Annotated in this window: 18 protein-coding genes; 15 read left to right on the top strand and 3 right to left on the bottom strand. The window is 53.9% G+C overall.

The window, feature by feature from the left end; genetic code table 11:
- Positions 1 to 34: 34 nt before the first annotated feature.
- The gene (ygfZ, locus tag ACFOMG_RS13100; protein ID WP_376867194.1) at positions 35 to 1084 is read right to left on the bottom strand and encodes a CAF17-like 4Fe-4S cluster assembly/insertion protein YgfZ; all 1050 of its coding nucleotides are present in this window, start codon (positions 1082 to 1084) and stop codon (positions 35 to 37) included.
- Positions 1085 to 1150: 66 nt separating this feature from the next.
- Between ygfZ and ACFOMG_RS13095 the strand changes: the two genes are divergently transcribed.
- A complete protein-coding gene (locus tag ACFOMG_RS13095) occupies positions 1151 to 1420 on the top strand; it encodes an FAD assembly factor SdhE (RefSeq protein ID WP_376867192.1) in 270 nt (89 codons plus the stop codon).
- Positions 1404 to 1814 carry a hypothetical protein gene (locus ACFOMG_RS13090; RefSeq protein ID WP_376867190.1) on the top strand — a complete coding sequence of 137 codons (411 nt, stop codon included), beginning with the start codon at positions 1404 to 1406 and terminating at the stop codon, positions 1812 to 1814. Before ACFOMG_RS13095 ends, ACFOMG_RS13090 begins: the two co-directional genes overlap by 17 nt.
- A 9-nt stretch (positions 1815 to 1823) precedes the next feature.
- On the opposite strand, the gene nadB is transcribed toward ACFOMG_RS13090, so the two are convergent.
- Complete coding sequence (nadB, locus tag ACFOMG_RS13085; RefSeq protein ID WP_376867187.1) at positions 1824 to 3428, bottom strand: L-aspartate oxidase; 1605 nt, start codon at positions 3426 to 3428, stop codon at positions 1824 to 1826.
- Positions 3429 to 3627: 199 nt separating this feature from the next.
- On the opposite strand from nadB, the gene rpoE reads away from it, so the two are divergent.
- The 12 genes from rpoE (at position 3628) to acpS (ending at position 14209) form a co-directional block, all read left to right on the top strand.
- Positions 3628 to 4215 carry an RNA polymerase sigma factor RpoE gene (gene rpoE / locus ACFOMG_RS13080; RefSeq protein ID WP_376867185.1) on the top strand — a complete coding sequence of 196 codons (588 nt, stop codon included), beginning with the start codon at positions 3628 to 3630 and terminating at the stop codon, positions 4213 to 4215.
- 20 nt (positions 4216 to 4235) lie between these two features.
- Positions 4236 to 4892, top strand: coding sequence for a sigma-E factor negative regulatory protein (locus ACFOMG_RS13075; RefSeq protein ID WP_376867183.1), 657 nt, complete (start codon positions 4236 to 4238; stop codon positions 4890 to 4892).
- A gap of 3 nt (positions 4893 to 4895) precedes the next feature.
- Entirely contained in the window at positions 4896 to 5912 is a 1017-nt protein-coding gene (locus ACFOMG_RS13070; RefSeq protein ID WP_376867181.1) for a MucB/RseB C-terminal domain-containing protein, read from the top strand.
- Between the two features lie 58 nt (positions 5913 to 5970).
- The gene (locus ACFOMG_RS13065; RefSeq protein ID WP_376867179.1) at positions 5971 to 6411 is read left to right on the top strand and encodes a SoxR reducing system RseC family protein; all 441 of its coding nucleotides are present in this window, start codon (positions 5971 to 5973) and stop codon (positions 6409 to 6411) included.
- Between the two features lie 125 nt (positions 6412 to 6536).
- The gene (locus ACFOMG_RS13060; protein ID WP_376867177.1) at positions 6537 to 7946 is read left to right on the top strand and encodes a DegQ family serine endoprotease; all 1410 of its coding nucleotides are present in this window, start codon (positions 6537 to 6539) and stop codon (positions 7944 to 7946) included.
- A gap of 457 nt (positions 7947 to 8403) precedes the next feature.
- Positions 8404 to 10203: a translation elongation factor 4 gene (gene lepA, locus ACFOMG_RS13055; protein ID WP_376867176.1), complete on the top strand. Its 1800-nt coding sequence runs from the start codon at positions 8404 to 8406 to the stop codon at positions 10201 to 10203.
- A 20-nt stretch (positions 10204 to 10223) separates the two neighbouring features.
- Positions 10224 to 10586 (top strand): DUF4845 domain-containing protein, encoded by a 363-nt coding sequence (locus ACFOMG_RS13050; protein ID WP_376867175.1) that lies wholly within the window; start codon positions 10224 to 10226, stop codon positions 10584 to 10586.
- Positions 10583 to 11284, top strand: a complete 702-nt coding sequence (gene rnc / locus ACFOMG_RS13045; RefSeq protein WP_376867173.1) for a ribonuclease III — start codon at positions 10583 to 10585, stop codon at positions 11282 to 11284. The genes ACFOMG_RS13050 and rnc overlap by 4 nt, the downstream gene beginning before the upstream one ends.
- Positions 11281 to 12186 (top strand): GTPase Era, encoded by a 906-nt coding sequence (gene era, locus ACFOMG_RS13040; RefSeq protein WP_376867171.1) that lies wholly within the window; start codon positions 11281 to 11283, stop codon positions 12184 to 12186. Before rnc ends, era begins: the two co-directional genes overlap by 4 nt.
- Before the next feature lie 150 nt (positions 12187 to 12336).
- Positions 12337 to 13020, top strand: coding sequence for a DNA repair protein RecO (gene recO, locus ACFOMG_RS13035; RefSeq protein ID WP_376867170.1), 684 nt, complete (start codon positions 12337 to 12339; stop codon positions 13018 to 13020).
- Between the two features lie 19 nt (positions 13021 to 13039).
- The gene (gene pdxJ, locus ACFOMG_RS13030; RefSeq protein ID WP_376867169.1) at positions 13040 to 13792 is read left to right on the top strand and encodes a pyridoxine 5'-phosphate synthase; all 753 of its coding nucleotides are present in this window, start codon (positions 13040 to 13042) and stop codon (positions 13790 to 13792) included.
- 15 nt (positions 13793 to 13807) lie between these two features.
- Positions 13808 to 14209: a holo-ACP synthase gene (gene acpS / locus ACFOMG_RS13025; RefSeq protein ID WP_376867167.1), complete on the top strand. Its 402-nt coding sequence runs from the start codon at positions 13808 to 13810 to the stop codon at positions 14207 to 14209.
- Here acpS and ACFOMG_RS13020 read toward each other — a convergent pair.
- Complete coding sequence (locus ACFOMG_RS13020) at positions 14182 to 17022, bottom strand: ATP-binding protein (protein WP_376867165.1); 2841 nt, start codon at positions 17020 to 17022, stop codon at positions 14182 to 14184. The genes acpS and ACFOMG_RS13020 overlap by 28 nt on opposite strands.
- 177 nt (positions 17023 to 17199) lie before the next feature.
- Here ACFOMG_RS13020 and cysM point away from each other — a divergent pair, with 177 nt between their 5' ends.
- Positions 17200 to 18096 (top strand): cysteine synthase CysM, encoded by an 897-nt coding sequence (gene cysM / locus ACFOMG_RS13015; protein WP_376867495.1) that lies wholly within the window; start codon positions 17200 to 17202, stop codon positions 18094 to 18096.
- Positions 18097 to 18164 lie beyond the last annotated feature (68 nt).

Below are 18164 nucleotides of genomic sequence, written 5' to 3'. Positions count from 1 at the left end.
AAACTGTGCCAGAAAAACAGCGCCCGCCGTTGGCTCAGGCGCCGGAATTTGTTGTCTGCTCTTCAGTATAGGAAAGCTTTTGCACACTGGCTGAGAATTGCTGGTTTTCGGCGGTTTTTACCCGAACCTGTCGCAGCTCGTCATCGTCATTCAGCAGTGCCAGCCCCTGATTCTGCTGCCAGGCGGTAACTTCACCGAGGTTTTTGCCACTCTCGCTGGTAACCGTACAGAGCAGAGCCGGTGCCTGGCTGCCGCTGCTGCTGATGCGGAACAGGGCTTTTTTGGCTTTGCCCAGATATTGCAGCCGGGCAATAATCTCCTGGCCGGTATAACACCCTTTGCTGAAGCTGATACCCCCTTGCCGGTGCCAGTCGATATTTTGTGGAATCCAGTGTTCACGACTGTCGCCGGTTACCCAGATAATGCCCTGATTCAGATCCAGGCGGTTGTTGCGGTCACTGCAACACAAAGCGACATCCTGAAGTTGTGCCTCTGCGGCGTTTTTTTCCAGCCAGTATTCACGGCGGCCGTCGCCAAGTTCCAGCCGGGCGGTGCCGTCCTGCCACTGACATACGCGTCGCTGTGGCAGGCCCTGATTGTCGATACAGTCGGAGGCTGCGGTTTCAGCCGGCAGGTCGGCGATGATGGCATGAGTGGCGCTGAGGTCCTGCAACTCGGCTTTAAAAAACACCGCGTATTTCTGCAGGTGTTGTTGTAGCGGGGCCACCTGATCCTGTGGCAGGCGTAACCAGAAACCCTGTTCGTCACGGGCAATGATAAAATTTGCCACCATGCGCCCTTTGGCATTGCAGCAGGCGCCCAGCGTCCAGTGTTGCGCATCGAGCGCCACCACATCACAGGTCAGTTGCCCCTGTAATAACTTTTCACTGTCGGGCCCCTGCACCCGCAATAAACCAAACTGAGACAACCAGCTGCGCGCGGGCTGATCCGCTGCAACCGGGTTTTCGGGAACAAAATAACCGCGTTGATTCAGCTGAGAATCCGACAACAATGACATACAGACAACCGTACCGTGTAAACCGGCGGCCAGTGTAAAACATTCTGCGGCTGACGATAACGCCATAATAGGTATGGCTATTTGTGCCAGAGGCAGTGATATACTGTGACAGTTAACAGAAGGAGTCCGTTCGTGACCGATCAAACAAGCCCTGAAGCCATCGAAAATAAACGCACTGCCTGGCACAGCCGTCGCGGTATGCTGGAACTGGATGTGTTGTTGTTACCCTTTGCCGAACAGGCTTTTCCAGATCTGAGCCGGGAAGATAAAGACCGTTACCTGGCGTTACTGGATTGTGAAGATCCGGATTTATTTACCTGGTTTATGGAGCATCAGATTCCCGACGACCCGGAGATGGCGAAAATTGTCGCTATGGTGCAGGAGCATGCGCGCCAGCGCTGAGTGGCGTATAGCGCCGTCGCGTTCACAGCCCTGGCGTGATTACGGCGCGTTGCTGCTGTTATTACTGGCCGTTTATCTGCAGCTGCCATGGCATCCGCTGCTTTGCTTGTTAATTCTTGCGCCAGTTGCTGCCGTTGCCGGGCTGGTATTACGCCGGCAACCGGCGGTGTCCGCGCTGGGTTATCAGCTGCAGCATAATACACCACAATGGTGGCTGGAGCAGGACGGTAAACGTTACCGGGTTCGGTGGCGTGACGGTTGCGTGCGACGGCGCGATTATCTTATTCTGCACTGGTCCTGGTGGCCCTGGCAGCGGCTGATTATCCGCCCCGACAGTTGCGTCAGCAGGGAAGAGTTCCGGCGTCTCAAAGCGGCGCTGTACGGCGTTGCCTGAGCCGGGTTGCTACAACTCTCCCAGTTCCTTCAGATATTTCGGCGTCAGTACGGTATCAAATGCCCGTGGCAGCGGTTGTGGGTAATCATGGCTGTAATGCAGGCCACGGCTTTCTTTCCGCAATAATGCCGAGCGGATAATCACATCGGCGATATCCACCAGATTACGCAACTCCAGCAGGTCATTGCTGATGTGGTAGTTGCTGTAGAATTCCTGAATTTCCTGACGCAACAAACTGACCCGGTGCTTGGCGCGCAGCAGTCGTTTGGTGGTGCGTACAATGCCGACGTAATCCCACATAAAGCGGCGCAATTCATCCCAGTTATGGGAAATCACCACCGCTTCGTCGGAGTCTGTGACCTGGCTGGAATCCCAGGCCGGTGCCTGCGGGAAATCAGCCTGTAAGTCGATATGGTCGACGATGTGCTGGGCCGCGGAACGGGCGTAAACCAGACATTCCAGCAATGAATTACTGGCCAGCCGGTTTGCTCCGTGTAAGCCGGTGGAGGCCACTTCACCAATGGCATACAGATCGGGAATATCGGTCTGGCCGTTGGTGTCCGTTACCACACCACCACAGGTGTAATGGGCGGCGGGTACGACCGGAATCGGGTCCCGGGTGATATCAATGCCGAGCTGCAGGCAGCGCTCGTAAATAGTGGGGAAGTGCTCCCTGATAAACGCAGCCGGTTTGTGGCTGATGTCGAGGAATAAACAATCGGCCCCCAGGCGTTTCATCTCATGGTCGATGGCGCGGGCAACGATATCACGTGGTGCCAGCTCTCCGCGTTCATCAAAACGATGCATAAATGGCTGGCCATCGGGCAATAATAACCGGCCACCTTCGCCGCGTACGGCTTCGGTAATCAGAAACGATTTGGCCTGTGGATGGTACAGGCAGGTCGGGTGGAACTGGTTAAATTCCATATTGGCTACCCGGCAGCCGGCGCGGAACGCCATGGCGATACCATCGCCGGAAGCGCCATCCGGGTTGCTGGTATAAAGGTAGGCTTTACTGGCGCCGCCGGTGGCCAGTACCACCGCATGGGCGGTAATCACGTCGATATCGCCGTTGCGGTTATTAAGGAAATAAGCGCCGATGCAACCATGACCGTCGAGGCCGAGCTTTTCGCGGGTAATCAGATCCACGGCGATGTAATCGTGCAGCAGTGTCAGGTTGGTTTTTTGCTGTGCGCGTTTCAGCAGGGTATCGGAAATGGCGTGGCCGGTGGCATCGGCGGCATGAATAATACGCCGGGCACTGTGACCACCTTCACGGGTCAGGTGGAACTTGTCACCTTCCTGGGTGAAAGGTACACCGATATCAATCAGCCACTGAATGGCTTCAGCGGAATTTTCCACGGTAAAACGAACACTGGGTTCATGACACAGCCCGGCGCCGGCGATCAGGGTATCCTGGACGTGGGCGTCAACGCTGTCTTCTTTATCGAGCACCGCGGCCACACCACCCTGAGCCCAGCGGGTAGAACCGGAATCAAGCTGATCTTTGCTGATCACAGCAACCTTCATATGATCCGGCAGCGACAGCGCCAGGGTCAGGCCGGCAGCGCCACTGCCAATGATAACGACGTCGTACGACAAAGACTGGGTCATGAGTGCATTCTTTCAGATAACTGTGGCGCACTATACTTTCCACGCCGCGCCATGAAAAGTGGTGCTTTATTGATTGCTAGCGGGAACTTTTGGCCGTTGCTGCTCTCAAAGCCGGGTAAGTATCTTCTGGTGTGGGAGAATAACATTGGCAAAACAGGCGTTGGCTGTGCAACAACGGCATATAACAACGGATAACAGCATGACAGATCAACCTGACAACGACCGGCAACTGGTTGCACGGGTACAAAAGGGTGACCGCCGCGCTTTCGACCTGCTGGTGGTGAAATATCAACACCGTATTCTGGCGTTGGTCAGTCGTTACATCAGCGACTTTGCCGAAGCCCAGGACGTCACTCAGGAAGCCTTTATTAAAGCTTTCCGGGCGTTGCCCGGTTTTCGCGGTGAAAGTGCGTTTTATACCTGGATGTACCGGATTGCTGTGAATACCGCTAAAAATTATCTCATCAGCCGTGGCCGACGGACGCCCACACACGACGTAGATCCGGGTGATGCTGAATTTTTTGCCGATGAAAGCAGCCTCCGGGACAGTGATACTCCGGATGGTTTATTGCATCGGGATCAGTTGCAGAAAGTGGTGTTTGATACCATCGAAGGGTTACCGGAAGAACTGAAAATAGCCGTCACGTTGCGGGAAATAGAAGGTCTCAGTTACGACGAGATTGCCGCCGTGATGAATTGTCCGATTGGTACAGTGCGTTCGCGTATTTTCCGCGCCCGGGAAGCGATCGATAAAAAAATGCAGCCGTTATTAGCGGCAACGGCGTAACAGACGCCAGGCAGGTGGATATGAATGACAGAATGAAAGAATCGTTATCAGCACTGGTAGACGGCGAGGCCGATGAGCTGGAAATCCGCCGCTTACTGAACCAGCTGGAGGGTGACGACGAACTACGCGCCAGCTGGCAGCGTTATCAGCTGATGAGTGAACTGATGCGGGCTGATGCTTCCGGTGACGGTACGCCGGATGAAACGTTCGCTGACATCGATTTATCGCGTGGCATTATGCAGGCGATTGACGGGGAACCGATGGAAGAAGTGCCGGCTAAAGCCCGGCCGCAGGCTACAGAGGCGGCCGCCGCTGGTCGTCGGGGGATTAACTGGCTGGCATCAGCGGCTGTTGCGGCGTCGGTAACCCTGGCGGTATTGGTTGGTGTACGCCTGAATCAGGAGTCGCTGGCACCTCAGTTAGCCGATCAGGCCGCGCTACCACAGAGTGACCAGCAGCTGGCTGGCCATGCGGCCGTGCCCGACAGTCAGCAACTGCAGCAAGCACAGCGTAAATTGCAGCAATATGTGCTGCAACACACCGAAAATGCCGCCCTGAATACCGGTAAAGGTATGATGCCTTATGCCCGGGTGGCCAGTTTTGATCAACCCGATGACGAAGCCGCAGAGGCGGTAGCGCAGCCGGCTGAAACGGCTGATGGCAAAAGCGCGGAGTAATTGATGTTGCTGCTGTTGAATGGTCGTCGGTTGTTACTGAAGCTGGCCGGTTTATTCCTTCTGGCTCTGCTGTTGCCGGTTATGGCTCAGGCCGCGGATGTACACGACTGGCTGGAACGTATGTCCCGGGCGCAGAAGGAGCAGAATTATCGCGGAGTATTGATTTACGGCAATCATCAACGCTGGGAAACCCTGCAACTGGCGCATGCGGTCAGGCAGGGCGTGGAGTATGAACGTTTGTTGCACCTGACCGGCGCACCGCGCGAAGTGATTCGTCAGGGGCATGACGTTACCTGCATTCACCCGGGCGAACATATGATGCGTTTTAATGTTCAGGCTAACCCGCTTAAGCGTGATTTTGCATATCAGCATGCCGCGCCGGATGCTTATTACGGTTTTACACTCGGGCAGCAGAGCCGGGTTGCCGGCCGTCTGGCACAACGGATTGATGTCACTCCTAAGGATGGCTATCGCTATGGGTATCAGTTGTGGCTGGATCGGGATAGCGGGCTGTTATTACGCTCTGACCTGGTTGATGCGCGCCAGCAGGTGCTGGAGCGCTTCCAGTTTGCGGCGATTGAAATCGGCGTGGCTCTGGCTGACAGCGACTTCCTGCCACAGAGTCAGGGTCACCGTCTGGCTGCCCATATGGCCAGTCATGAAAGTACCGATGTGCTGGAACAGCAGCGCTGGCAAATCGGCTGGTTACCCAGAGGCTTTATGGTCGCGGCCAGTCAGGTGCGGGCCCAGAATGGTAATGCTCTGAATCATCCGGCTGCGGATAGCGGGCAGGGCACACTGGCGACCTTGATGTATACTGACGGCCTGGCGGCGATTACGGTGTTTGTTGACGATGCCAGCGGCGAGCTGCCCATGCCATTGATGAAACAGCAGTGGGGAGCAACGGCCGCTGTGGTCAGTTATCTGAACACGGATGAACGTCAATACCGCATTAGTGTGGTGGGAGAAGTGCCGTTGCTGACGCTGGAAAAAATTGCCACCTCAGTGATGCCGCAGTAATCTGCGTCACGCTGGTGTTACAGCCTGTGTCTACCAATTTGTCAGTGCGGGAATGTGTGTGAGTCAGGAAGTTGTTGAAATTGTCGGGATCGGTCGTGACGGTGTATGGGTAGAAGCCATGCAGCAGAGTGCCTGCTCTTCCTGTAACGCCCGCAGTGGTTGCGGGCAACAATCGTTGAGCAAGCTGGGGCGCAAAATGCGCTTATGGGTGGCGACCGATAAACCCTTCCGGGTAGGGCAGCAGGCAACGCTGACCCTGCCGCAAGGCAGCCTGGCGATCAGCGCTCTGGTGTTATATGGCCTGCCGCTGCTGGGTATGCTGTTGTTGTCGCTGCTGGGGCATTTCCTCTGGCTGGAGCCGGGTGCCATGCTGGCTGGACTGGCCGGTTTGTTGCTTGGCTTCATGGCTGCGCGTTTAATTTCTGAGCGGAAAAAAGATGACTGGCAGCCGCGTTTCCACGATTCCTGTGAACAGCTGCAACGGCTTGAAATACGCTGAGTCAGGCTGCTGATTGTTTGCTAAGTCCTTGCTCAACCTTACTTTTTTATACATGACAATTGCAGCTTCCTGGGACATCGTTATCCTTACAAAAACTGGGATGATTTTCCATGCAGAGGAATGGTATGACGCAATTGTTTCGTTCGTTTTCAGTGTTGGCTGCTTTGCTGGTGGCCTGTTTCAGCTTATCGGCTCACGCCGATTTACCCGACTTCCGCGAGCTGGTGAAAGAAACCTCCCCCGCGGTGGTGAACATTTCCACCGTTCAGCACGTTGACCAGCGTAATACGCTGCGCCGTTACGGCTTGCCGGATGATGTGCCGGAAATCTTCCGTCATTTCTTTGGTCAGCCGATGCCCTATGGCAATCCGCAGGGTCCTCGCGGGCGGCAGCAGGAAAAGTCGTCGCTGGGTTCCGGTTTTATCATCTCTGATGATGGTTATATTCTCACTAACAATCACGTTATTCGTGAGGCGGACGAGATTATTGTGCGTCTTAATGATCGCCGTGAACTGGATGCTCAGGTCATCGGAGCAGATGAAAGTTCAGATCTGGCGTTGTTAAAGGTCGAAGCGGAAGATTTGCCGACTGTTGAATTAGGTGATTCCGATAAGCTGGAAGTGGGCGAGTGGGTAGTTGCCATCGGTTCTCCGTTCGGCTTCGACTATTCCGTGACCGCCGGGATTGTGTCCGCCAAAGGCCGTAATTTACCCAACGAAAACTATGTGCCATTTATTCAGACCGATGTGGCCATTAACCCGGGTAACTCCGGTGGTCCGCTGTTTAACCTGGATGGTGAAGTGGTGGGGATCAACTCACAGATTTATACCCGCTCCGGTGGATTTATGGGGGTGTCGTTTGCGATCCCGATGAACGTCGCCATGAATGTGGCCGACCAGCTGAAAGAAAAAGGCAAAGTCAGCCGGGGTTGGCTGGGGGTTGTGATTCAGGAGGTCAACAAAGAGCTGGCCGAGTCGTTCGGGCTGGACAAAGCGGCGGGTGCGCTGGTAGCACAGGTGGTACCTGACAGCCCGGCAGAAGCCGGTGGCCTGGAAAACGGCGATATTATTACCCATTTCAATGGCAACGAAATTTATCTGTCATCCGATCTGCCACATCAGGTCGGGCGGGTTAAGCCGGGCACAGAGGCTAAGGTCAAAGTGGTGCGTAACGGCAAGCGCAAGCTGCTGAATATCCGCATTGGTAACCTGCCGGACGGTGACGGTGTGGTACTGGCTAACCATGATCCGCAGCAAAGCCAGAGCAACCGCCTGGGTGTTGTGGTCGCCGATCTGAGTGACGCGCAGCGCAAGCAACTGGGTGATGGTGTGCTGGTGAAAGAAGTGAAGCAGGGTCCGGCGGCGTTTGCCGGCCTGGTGAGTGGTGATGTGATTACCATGATCTACGGTGAGTCGATTCGTTCGGTCGAGGATTTCGAGAAGGTAAGCAAAGCGTTGCCGAAGAACCGCAGCGTACCGATGCGTATTGTGCGCCGTGGTGCCGCGATGTTTATTCCGCTGAGAATTGCAGAATAAGGTTTCAGTCACTGAATCAGGATAGGAAGAATCCCGCAATGGCGTGAGCCGTTGCGGGATTTTTTGTGTCTTTGGGCTCTAGCAATCAGACAGGCCCTAGCTGGCCTATAATCCGTTGCGTCGTTCTGAATGATTGTGGAAAAAAGTACAATCAATCAGCGTGCTGCTGTGAATTATGTCCTGATACGTACCATTGCCGATTTCAATGATTTTATTTTCAATGGTGAGTCCGCGAAGAGTGTGATGATCCTGACCTTCGGCTGGGGGGAGTAGTTCCATGTCTGCTGATTCCGAACGAGCTCTGGTGGTGGCAAAGCATACGTCAAATCGTTTGTGGTCGTGAACAGCGCTGGCGGTCATCGCTCCACAGAGCCGCTAACCATCTGAATCCGTTAGCCTTTGGATCACCTTTCAAGTAGAATTCCAGCCCATTTGAATACTTAAGCGGATCTATTTCGTGAGCCAACTGGACCACATTCGTAACTTCTCCATCATTGCCCACATCGACCACGGTAAATCGACCCTGTCGGACCGTTTTATTCAGGTGTGTGGCGGTTTGTCCGACCGTGAAATGCAGCAGCAGGTGCTGGATTCCATGGATATCGAGCGTGAACGCGGCATTACCATTAAAGCCCAGAGCGTGACGCTGGATTACACCGCCCGTAACGGTGAAACCTATCAGCTGAACTTTATTGACACCCCGGGGCACGTTGACTTCAGCTATGAAGTGTCACGCTCGCTGTCGGCCTGTGAAGGTGCGTTGCTGGTGGTGGATGCGGCTCAGGGGGTGGAAGCTCAGTCGGTTGCTAACTGTTACACCGCCATTGAGCAGGGCCTGGAAGTGTTGCCGGTGCTGAACAAAATGGATCTGCCACAGGCCGATCCGGACCGGGTGGCGCAGGAAATCGAAGACATCATTGGTATCGATGCTACCGAAGCCGTACGCTGTTCGGCGAAAAGTGGCCTGAACATCGATGATGTGCTGGAAGAGCTGGTGGCCAATGTGCCGCCACCGGAAGGCGACCCGGAAGCACCGTTGCAGGCGCTGATCATTGATTCCTGGTTTGACCCTTACCTCGGTGTTGTCTCTCTGATTCGGGTGAAAAACGGCTCGATCAAAAAAGGCGACAAAATCCGTATTAAATCGACCGGTAAAGATCATGGCGTGGACGGTGTGGGTATCTTTACCCCCAAGCGCAATGAAACCGGGCGCTTAGGCTGCGGTGAGGTGGGCTATCTGGTTGCCGGTATTAAAGATATTCACGGCGCACCGGTGGGCGACACCATCGTTGCCGCGAAACAACCGGATACCGAAGAGCTGCCGGGTTTCCAGAAAGTGAAACCTCAGGTTTACGCTGGCCTGTTCCCGGTATCTTCTGACGATTTTGAATCCTTCCGTGACGCGCTGGAAAAGTTGTCTCTGAATGATGCCTCCTTGTTTTATGAGCCGGAAAACTCCGATGCACTGGGCTTTGGTTTCCGTTGTGGCTTCCTCGGCATGCTGCATATGGAAATCATCCAGGAACGACTGGAGCGGGAATATAACCTGGATCTGATCACCACCGCGCCGACGGTGATTTATGAGGTGGTCAATAATAAAGGTGAAATCTTAGAAGTTGATAACCCGTCCAAGCTGCCGGACCCGGGCACCATCGATGAAATGCGTGAGCCGATTGCCGAATGTAACATCCTGGTGCCACAAGAGTATCTTGGTAACGTGATTTCTCTGTGTGTCGATAAACGCGGTGTTCAGGTGGATATGCAATACACCGGTACTCAGGTGGCACTGAAATACGAAATCCCGATGGCCGAAGTGGTGATGGACTTCTTTGACCGGCTGAAATCGGCCAGCCGGGGTTTTGCCTCGCTGGACTATAATTTCCTGCGTTTCCAGGATGCGCCGCTGGTGCGTCTGGATGTGCTGGTGAATGGTGACCGGGTGGATGCGCTGGCGGTGATTATGCACCGTGACAATATTCGCCGTCGTGGTGCTTTACTGACGGAAAAAATGAAAGAGCTGATTCCTCGTCAGATGTTTGATGTGGCCATTCAGGCGGCGGTGGGTAACCAGGTCGTTGCCCGTACTACCGTGAAGGCATTACGTAAAAACGTAACGGCCAAATGTTATGGTGGTGACGTCAGCCGTAAGAAAAAACTGCTGCAGAAGCAGAAAGAAGGTAAGAAGCGGATGAAACAGATTGGTAATGTGGAAATCCCACAATCTGCTTTCCTCGCCGTATTACGTGTCGATGACTAAATGTCAGGTAATAACAGACTATGAAAAAACAAGACGGAATTGCATCGCTATCGGTGTTGCTGGCAGTGTTTGCTTTCATCGTGATTATTCGTATCACCTTTGCGGTGGTGCCTATGTATTACGATGACAAAGTGGTTGAAACGATTCTGGATGACCTGGTCAGTTCCGGAAAAATTGACGGCCGCACCAGCACCCGCAAGGCACGCGACCTGATTCGCATCCGTCTTGACCGTAACCAGGTCGAGGTTGATCTGGAAGGCCTGGCGATTCGTCGTACCCGTAATGGCAGTTTGCTGTTCTGGGATTACGAACATCGTTCAGGCTTTATTTCAAATATTGAGCTGGTTGGCCGGTTTCAACATCAAAAAGAATTAGCTAAGTGAACAACCCGTTATTAAAACTTTCGCAACGCCTGGGTTATGCCTTCCGTGATGAAGAGCTGGCGCATCTGGCACTGACACACCGCTCAAAAGGTGTCAAAAACAACGAAAGGCTGGAATTTCTTGGTGACTCCATTTTAAGCCTGGTCATTTCCGAAGATTTATACCGTCGTTTTCCCGAAGCCAAAGAAGGCAAGCTGAGCCGCTTGCGGGCCCGTATTGTTAAAGGAGCCACGCTGGCGGATCTGGCGAAAGAATTCAGCCTGGGAGACTTTTTATTATTGGGTACTGGTGAATTAAAGAGTGGCGGGCATAAACGCGATTCTATCCTGGCGGATGCTGTCGAGGCCTTAATTGGTGCTATTTATCTCGATGCCGGACTAGAAGTGGCACGTGAGCGGGTGCTCGACTGGTTTGCTTCGCGGCTGGATAAACTGACACTGGAAGATCCGATTAAAGATCCTAAAACTCAGTTGCAGGAAATTCAGCAAGCAGCGGGCTCGCGCTTGCCTAAATACGATGTACTGGCCGTTGATGGCCCAACCAATGAGCAGATTTTTACCGTGACCTGTGTGATCCCGGAAATAGACGCCGCGGTGACGGCCACGGGTACCAGTCGCCGAAATGCCGAGCAGACTGCTGCAGCAATGGTACTGGAACAACTGAATGCCCGCGACAATGAGCAGGAGAACCACGCATGAGTGAAGAACAAGCCATTACCCGCACCGGCTTTGTTGCCATTGTTGGCCGCCCGAATGTGGGCAAATCGACCTTGCTTAATCGCATTCTGGGGCAAAAATTATCCATTACCTCGCGTAAACCACAAACCACCCGCCATCAGATTCTTGGTATTAAAACTGAGAACGGTAACCAGGTGGTGTACGTCGACACGCCGGGGATCCACAAAAATCACGATAAAGCCATTAACCGCTACATGAACAAAGCGGCGACGACAGCGGTAAAAGATGTCGATCTGATCGTGATGATTGTCGATCGTATGCGCTGGACCGATGAAGATGAAATGGTGCTGCAGGCGATTAAACAACAGCGCGCTCCTGTGGTACTGGTGGTGAATAAAGTCGACTTTGTAAAAGAAAAAGACGAACTGCTGCCATATCTGCAACAGCTCAGTGGCCGCCATAATTTCGAACAGATTGTGCCGCTGTCGGCAAAAACCGGCCATAACGTTGAACGTCTGGAAAATCTGATCGAAAGTTTTCTGCCTGAAAGTCAGTATTTTTATCCGGAAGATCAGATTACCGATCGTTCTTCACGTTTCCTGGCAGCGGAGCTGGTGCGGGAAAAAATCATGCGTCAGCTGGGCGATGAATTACCCTATGAAATGACGGTAGAGATTGAAGAATTTACCCACGATGGCCGTATGGCGGAAATCAGTGCTCTGATTCTGGTCGAGCGTGATTCGCAAAAACGGATTGTAATTGGTGATAAAGGCTATCGTATTAAACAGATTGGTATTGAAGCACGGAAAGACATGGAGCAGATGTTTGACTGTAAAGTGATGCTGAATCTGTGGGTTAAAGTGAAATCTAACTGGTCGGATGATGAGCGGGCGTTGCGTAGTCTGGGGTATGACGACCAATAATGCCGATGCAGGCAACTGCATTATTTTTCAGTCGCCACGCGGCAGGGCCATCTCTGACCCTGCCGCGCTACCGCAACAGCCTGTTGCTGCTTTGAAAAACAATCCAGCTACCTGCTTTTTAACTCCTCGGCTCGATGGACGAGTGAAGCCATGAAAAAGCTGTTTGTTTTGCAGCGTCAGCCGGTCGGCGAACATCAGTTTTTATTGGATGTTTTTTCTGCAGAAGCAGGCCGTTTAGCCGTTGTAACGCCAAGACGTTCTGCCAAACAAAACACCTTTACTCCCGATTGTTTTCAGCAATGTCAGGCCGATTGGCGTGCCGGCGAAGATTGGCCAAATATTAAAGTTGTGCAGTTACAGCAACGTTTTGAGCTGGCCGGTAACGCTTTGTATTGTGGCCTGTATCTGAATGAATTATTAGTCCGGTTATTATCCCGCAACGAGCCGCTTCCCGTGTTATTTCAGGTTTATCGCAGTGTATTAAATGGTCTGCAGCAGGGTGGTTCAGCAGAGCCCTGGCTGCGGCTATTTGAACACCAGTTGTTGCTGCAACTGGGTTATGGTGTGTCCTGGCAGTACGACAGTCTGCAACGGCAAATCGATGCCCGGCAGTGTTATCAGTTTAATGCCCAGGAAGGATTTGTTCTGCATGGTGCCGGGCAATATTCTGGTGCAGATATTCTTGCGTTCAAAACCTGGCTGCAGGACTTTTCCCGGTTACCGGCCAGTGTTAGTGTTTGGCAAATGGCTAAGCAGGTGTTGCGGCTGTCGCTGGAGAACATTCTGGAACGGCCGTTAGTCAGTCGTGAATTATTCACAGCAACCTCTCTCTGAATTTTTAAAGGATCCGAATATGACCCAGGTTAAAAACCCGCAACGCGTGTTATTAGGTGTGAATATTGATCATGTCGCGACTTTGCGCCAGGCCCGGGGCACGCGTTATCCGGATCCGGCCCAGGCGGCCTTTTTAGCCGAAGAAGCCGGTGCCGATGGTATTACCATTCACCCGCGCGAGGATCGGCGTCATATTCAGACCCGTGATGTGTATGTGCTGGCAGAAACCTTAAATACCCGTATGAATCTGGAAATGGCGGTGACTGAGGCCATGTTGGCACTGGCGGAAGAGGTTGGCCCGGAAGCTGTTTGCCTGGTACCGGAGAAGCGCGAAGAGCTGACCACCGAAGGCGGTCTGGATGTTGTTGCTCATGAAGCGGCGATTACGGCTGCGTGTGAGCGGCTGGCGGCGGTAAACAGCGAGGTGTCGTTATTTATTGATCCGGATTTTGCTCAGATAGATGCCACGCTGCGCTGTGGTGCGCCGGTTATTGAATTACACACCGGTGCTTATGCCGATGCCGAAAGTGACGCTGAACAGCAGCAGGAACTGGAGCGTATCCGCGAGGCAGCAGCCTATGCTCAGCAACAGGGACTGATTGTTAATGCCGGCCATGGTCTGCATTACCATAATGTTGAAGCGATTGCCGCGATCCCGGGAATGAATGAGCTGAACATTGGCCATGCCATTGTTGCCCGGGCGGTGTTTGTTGGCTTAAAAGACGCCGTTAAAGAAATGCGTGAGCTGCTGGAAAAAGCCAGCGTTCGCTAACGCGGGTGACGGTTGATGGTGGAATTTCCCCAGGCTCAGGGCATTATTGGTATTGGTACCGATCTGCTGGATGTCAGCCGCATCGAACAGGCTTATCAACGTCATGGTGAGCGGTTGGTGAGACGTTTCCTGACCCCGGCAGAGCAGCAGGTGTGGCAGCAGCGTCATCAGAGTATCAATTACCTGGCCAAACGTTATGCCGCTAAAGAAGCGCTGGCCAAAGCGCTGGGTACCGGTATTGCAAAAGGGGTGGGGTTCCAGCAACTGGAAGTGTTAAGCGACCGGCAGGGAGCGCCGCGGGTCAATCTGTATCAGGCGGCGCTGTTGCGTATGCAGCAACTGGGCGGACGGCAGGCCTTCATCAGCCTGTCGGACGAAGGGCCCTGGATTCAGGCGTTTGCTGTTATTTCACGCTGAGCGCGGGCTAATAAGCTCAGCCAGTCGTGCCCGGCGGCCCATTGTTGCAGGCTGTCGACCTCGGCCATAAAGTGTCGCATATGATCCGGCAGTTGTTGCCGGTTATCGGATTTCAGTTCGGTTTCAAAATTACAGACCGCGCTGCGCAGCCTTGGTACGCCACAATAGCGGCAAGCGCCGTGAATCTTGTGCACTTTCTCCAGTAACTCGTCGAAATTTTCCGCTTCCCAGGCTTCCAGTGCTGCTGCGCTGTCACGTTGTAACGATTGCAGCAACATACTGAACATGTCGCAGGCCAGGTCCTGCTTGTAGTTAGCGTGCTTCAGGCTTTCTGTGGCGTCAAAAATGACTTCGCTGACCGCTGTGCTGCTGGCTGCCGGATTCTGGGGCGGCGTGAGCGAAGGACTGGCCGGCTGATTCAGCTGCGGCTGATAGTTGGTCCAGCGTTGTATGCAGTGCGCCAGGGTTTCCAGATTGATGGGTTTGGTCTGATAGTCATCCATACCGCTGTTGAGTAACAGCTCTTTTTCATCCGCCAGTGCGTGGGCGGTGAGGGCGACAATCGGCAGGTGGGCCTTGCCGGGTAAACCACGAATATACTGACTGGCTTCCAGACCGGTCATGTTTGGCATCTGAATATCCATCAGTACCATTTCCACCGGGTTGGCGGTCACTTTGTCGATGGCCTCCTGGCCGGAGGTTGCAGAGCATACCGGCACGCCCAATTCAGCCAGCAGCGCGGTGACCAACTTCAGATTAGCTTCATTGTCATCAACCGCCAGTACCAGTGGTGGCTCGCGTTGTTCGCTGATGGTCGGGTTGTCGCCGTTGTCAGGCGCTGTTTCCGGTTCCGGTAACAGTACCCGGCGCAGGGTGTCACACAGTTTCTGCTGCACCAGCGGGATCGACAACACCTGAGTCGCGCCGCAGCTGACCAGCCACTGCAGTTCTTCGTGTTCGACACTGTTGACCATGGCAATGACCGGAATATCCAGCAACGCCAGCTGCTGTAAAAAGGCCTGTTGCGGAGCCTTATGAATCTGTTGCCGGTCGACGGCCAGCAAGACGGCGGACGGCGGCTGGTCGGCGGCTAACAGTTCGCGTAGCTGAGCTTCGTCCTGAGCCAGCTGATAATCCATCTGCCAGTCTTTCAGTAATGATTCCAGCAGCTGGCGGTTGAAGTCGTTGGTTTCCAGGACTGCGACCCGTTGCTGGCTCAGAAGTGGCTGCTGGTCGGCGACATAATCGCGGTTAATGTCGATATCGATATGGAAAATAAACGCTGATCCCTGTCCCGGAGTACTTTCGACTTTAACGCCGCCATGCATGGCTTCAACCAGGGCTTTGCTGATGATCAGGCCTAAGCCGGTACCACCAAAGCGGCGGCTGGTGCTGGCATCCGCCTGCGAGAAGGTGTCGAAAATCCGTTCGATCTGGTCGGCTGTCATACCAATGCCGGTGTCACGGACTTCAAACTGCAGAGTGGCCCGTTGCTCGGTCTGGCTGATGCGTGAAATCAGCACTTTGACATTGCCACGTTCGGTGAATTTGACGGCGTTGTTGACCAGATTGGTCAGGATCTGTTTCAGTCGCAGCGGGTCACCAACGACCTGCAGCGGTACATCGTCAGCAATTTGCTGGTACAGGCTGAGCTGTTTGTCGTAGGCCTGTGGTGCCAGCACCGTCAGTACCTGTTCCAGGACATCACGCAGATCAAACGGACTGTGTTCAAGGATCAGTTTGTCGGCATCAATTTTGGACAGATCGAGGATGTCATTAATAATTTTCAGCAGATCCTGCGATGATTTACGAATGGTACCCAGGTAATCGGCCTGCAGGTTGCTGACTCCGGTGCGCTCCAGTAAACCGGTAAAACCGACGATGCCGTTCAGAGGGGTGCGGATCTCGTGGCTGACGTTGGCCAGGAACTGGGATTTCATCTGGCTGGCTTCAATCGCTTTTTTTCGTCCCAGTTGCAGCTCGTTATTGCGGATCTCCATTTCATCGACATTTTCCTGTAAATCGCGCATCGCCTGCTCCAGGTTCTGCTGATATTCCAGTTCGGCGTGCTGAATGGTGCTGGCTAGTGAATTCACACCTTTGGCCATGCGCTCAAACTCAGGGCCGGAATCGACTTTAATGCGGTAATCGTAACGGCCTTCGCTCAGCTCATGAATGCCATCGACCAAAGTGCTGATCGGTACCGTCAGCTGGCGGCTGATGTGATACGCCAGCAGGCTGCAGCCCAGCAGTACCAGCACCACAACAGCCAGAGAACTGGCCAGATGCTGGTACTGCTGCAGCCGGGTATTGGCGCTCGACAGTTCTACTTCGGCCCAGCCCAATAACCGCATCTGTTTGCTTTCCTGGGCGTAAAACTGTTCGGAGAACTGATCCGGAATCACCAGGTTTTCGGCGAATACCGGCGCCCGTACCCGCACCGAACCCGGGGTACGTAACAGCTGTAGCTGATTTTGCTGCAGTTCCGCAGAACCGACCCGTTCGGTCATCATTTTGGGCCCGGCGTGGGCCAGCATGTCGACGTCCTGGTTATAAATGCTGACCGAGCGCACATCCCGTTCTTCCAGCATATTGTTGGCAATGTTTTGCAAAATACCGGAATTGCCGGTCATAACCCCGTATTCACAGGTGGGAGCCAGTTGTTTCGCCATCGCCAGTGCGCGCTGGTTGAGCAGATCGTCGAGGTCACGTTTGCGGTCGACAATAAAGAATAGTCCCAGTGTCAGCGACACAATGATGCCGGGCACCAGTGCCATATACATAATCCGGGACTGGATCTTCCAGTGCTTCATGCGGTTTCCGAGGTGGTTATTGGGCAAAAGTCATAGAGTAAAGCGGCAGAGCCGGGCTGTCATCTGCAATGTATATAACGAAATACCGTTTCGTTATTACCTATGACTGCAACAAAGCATTAGAATCGCGGTCTTCTGTTATAAGTCATCTGAATTGAGAGCAACAGCGTGAGCGAGATCAGTTACCCGACCATCGCCGACTGCGTCGGTAATACCCCACTGGTGCGGCTGCAGCGGATTATTCCGGCCGGTCGTAATAATACGATTCTGCTCAAGCTGGAAGGTAACAATCCGGCTGGTTCTGTAAAAGACAGGCCGGCACTGTCAATGATTCAGCAGGCACAGGCGCGTGGTGATATCCGCCGCGGTGACACCCTGATCGAAGCCACCAGCGGGAATACCGGGATTGCGCTGGCGATGGCCGCCGCCATTATGGGCTACCGCATGATTCTGATTATGCCGGATAACGCCACCATGGAACGGCGCTGGGCGATGGAAGCGTACGGTGCTGAGCTGATTCTGGTATCCAAAGACAGTGGTATGGAAGGGGCCCGGGATCTGGCGTTACAGATGCAGCAGCAGGGGCAGGGGATTGTGCTCAATCAGTTCGGCAACCTGGATAATCCGCTGGCGCATTATCAGGGGACTGGTCCGGAGATCTGGCAACAAACCCAAGGGCAGGTGAGCCATTTCGTCAGCTCGATGGGAACGACCGGGACCATCATGGGGACCTCTCAGTACCTGAAAGAACAAAACCCGGCGGTGCAGATCGTTGGCCTGCAACCGGCCGATGGTGCTGCCATTCCGGGCATCCGGCGCTGGCCCCAGGAATATCTGCCAACCATCTTTGACCGGCAGCGGGTCGATCAGGTACTGGATATCGGCCAGCAGGAGGCGGAACAGACAATGCGCCAGCTGGCGCGTGAAGAGGGAATTTTCTGTGGTGTCTCGTCTGGTGGTGCTGTTGCCGGCGCATTAAAGCTGGCAGAGCAGGTTAATGATGCCACGATTGTGGCGATTATCTGTGATCGCGGTGACCGTTATTTATCTTCCGGCGTGTTTGCACCCGAGTAAGCCTTGAAAATGTGAGGATTACCCCCATCATTGCGTCAAATTATTAAAGCTTCGCTTCGGCTGGAGCT

This window comes from Bacterioplanoides pacificum, assembly GCF_042648445.1.
GTDB classification, from domain to species: domain Bacteria; phylum Pseudomonadota; class Gammaproteobacteria; order Pseudomonadales; family Oceanobacteraceae; genus Bacterioplanoides; species Bacterioplanoides pacificum.
This window is presented reverse-complemented; position numbering and strand designations above follow the sequence as displayed.

Bases quoted from the DNA above. Each gene is read 5' to 3' on its own strand.
- ygfZ (WP_376867194.1), bottom strand. From the start codon at position 1,084: ATGGCGTTATCGTCAGCCGCAGAATGTTTTACACTGGCCGCCGGTTTA.
- ACFOMG_RS13090 (WP_376867190.1), top strand. From the start codon at position 1,404: ATGCGCGCCAGCGCTGAGTGGCGTATAGCGCCGTCGCGTTCACAGCCC.
- nadB (WP_376867187.1), bottom strand. From the start codon at position 3,428: ATGACCCAGTCTTTGTCGTACGACGTCGTTATCATTGGCAGTGGCGCT.
- rpoE (WP_376867185.1), top strand. From the start codon at position 3,628: ATGACAGATCAACCTGACAACGACCGGCAACTGGTTGCACGGGTACAA.
- ACFOMG_RS13075 (WP_376867183.1), top strand. From the start codon at position 4,236: ATGAATGACAGAATGAAAGAATCGTTATCAGCACTGGTAGACGGCGAG.
- ACFOMG_RS13070 (WP_376867181.1), top strand. From the start codon at position 4,896: ATGTTGCTGCTGTTGAATGGTCGTCGGTTGTTACTGAAGCTGGCCGGT.
- ACFOMG_RS13060 (WP_376867177.1), top strand. From the start codon at position 6,537: ATGACGCAATTGTTTCGTTCGTTTTCAGTGTTGGCTGCTTTGCTGGTG.
- ACFOMG_RS13050 (WP_376867175.1), top strand. From the start codon at position 10,224: ATGAAAAAACAAGACGGAATTGCATCGCTATCGGTGTTGCTGGCAGTG.
- era (WP_376867171.1), top strand. From the start codon at position 11,281: ATGAGTGAAGAACAAGCCATTACCCGCACCGGCTTTGTTGCCATTGTT.
- recO (WP_376867170.1), top strand. From the start codon at position 12,337: ATGAAAAAGCTGTTTGTTTTGCAGCGTCAGCCGGTCGGCGAACATCAG.
- pdxJ (WP_376867169.1), top strand. From the start codon at position 13,040: ATGACCCAGGTTAAAAACCCGCAACGCGTGTTATTAGGTGTGAATATT.
- acpS (WP_376867167.1), top strand. From the start codon at position 13,808: ATGGTGGAATTTCCCCAGGCTCAGGGCATTATTGGTATTGGTACCGAT.
- ACFOMG_RS13020 (WP_376867165.1), bottom strand. From the start codon at position 17,022: ATGAAGCACTGGAAGATCCAGTCCCGGATTATGTATATGGCACTGGTG.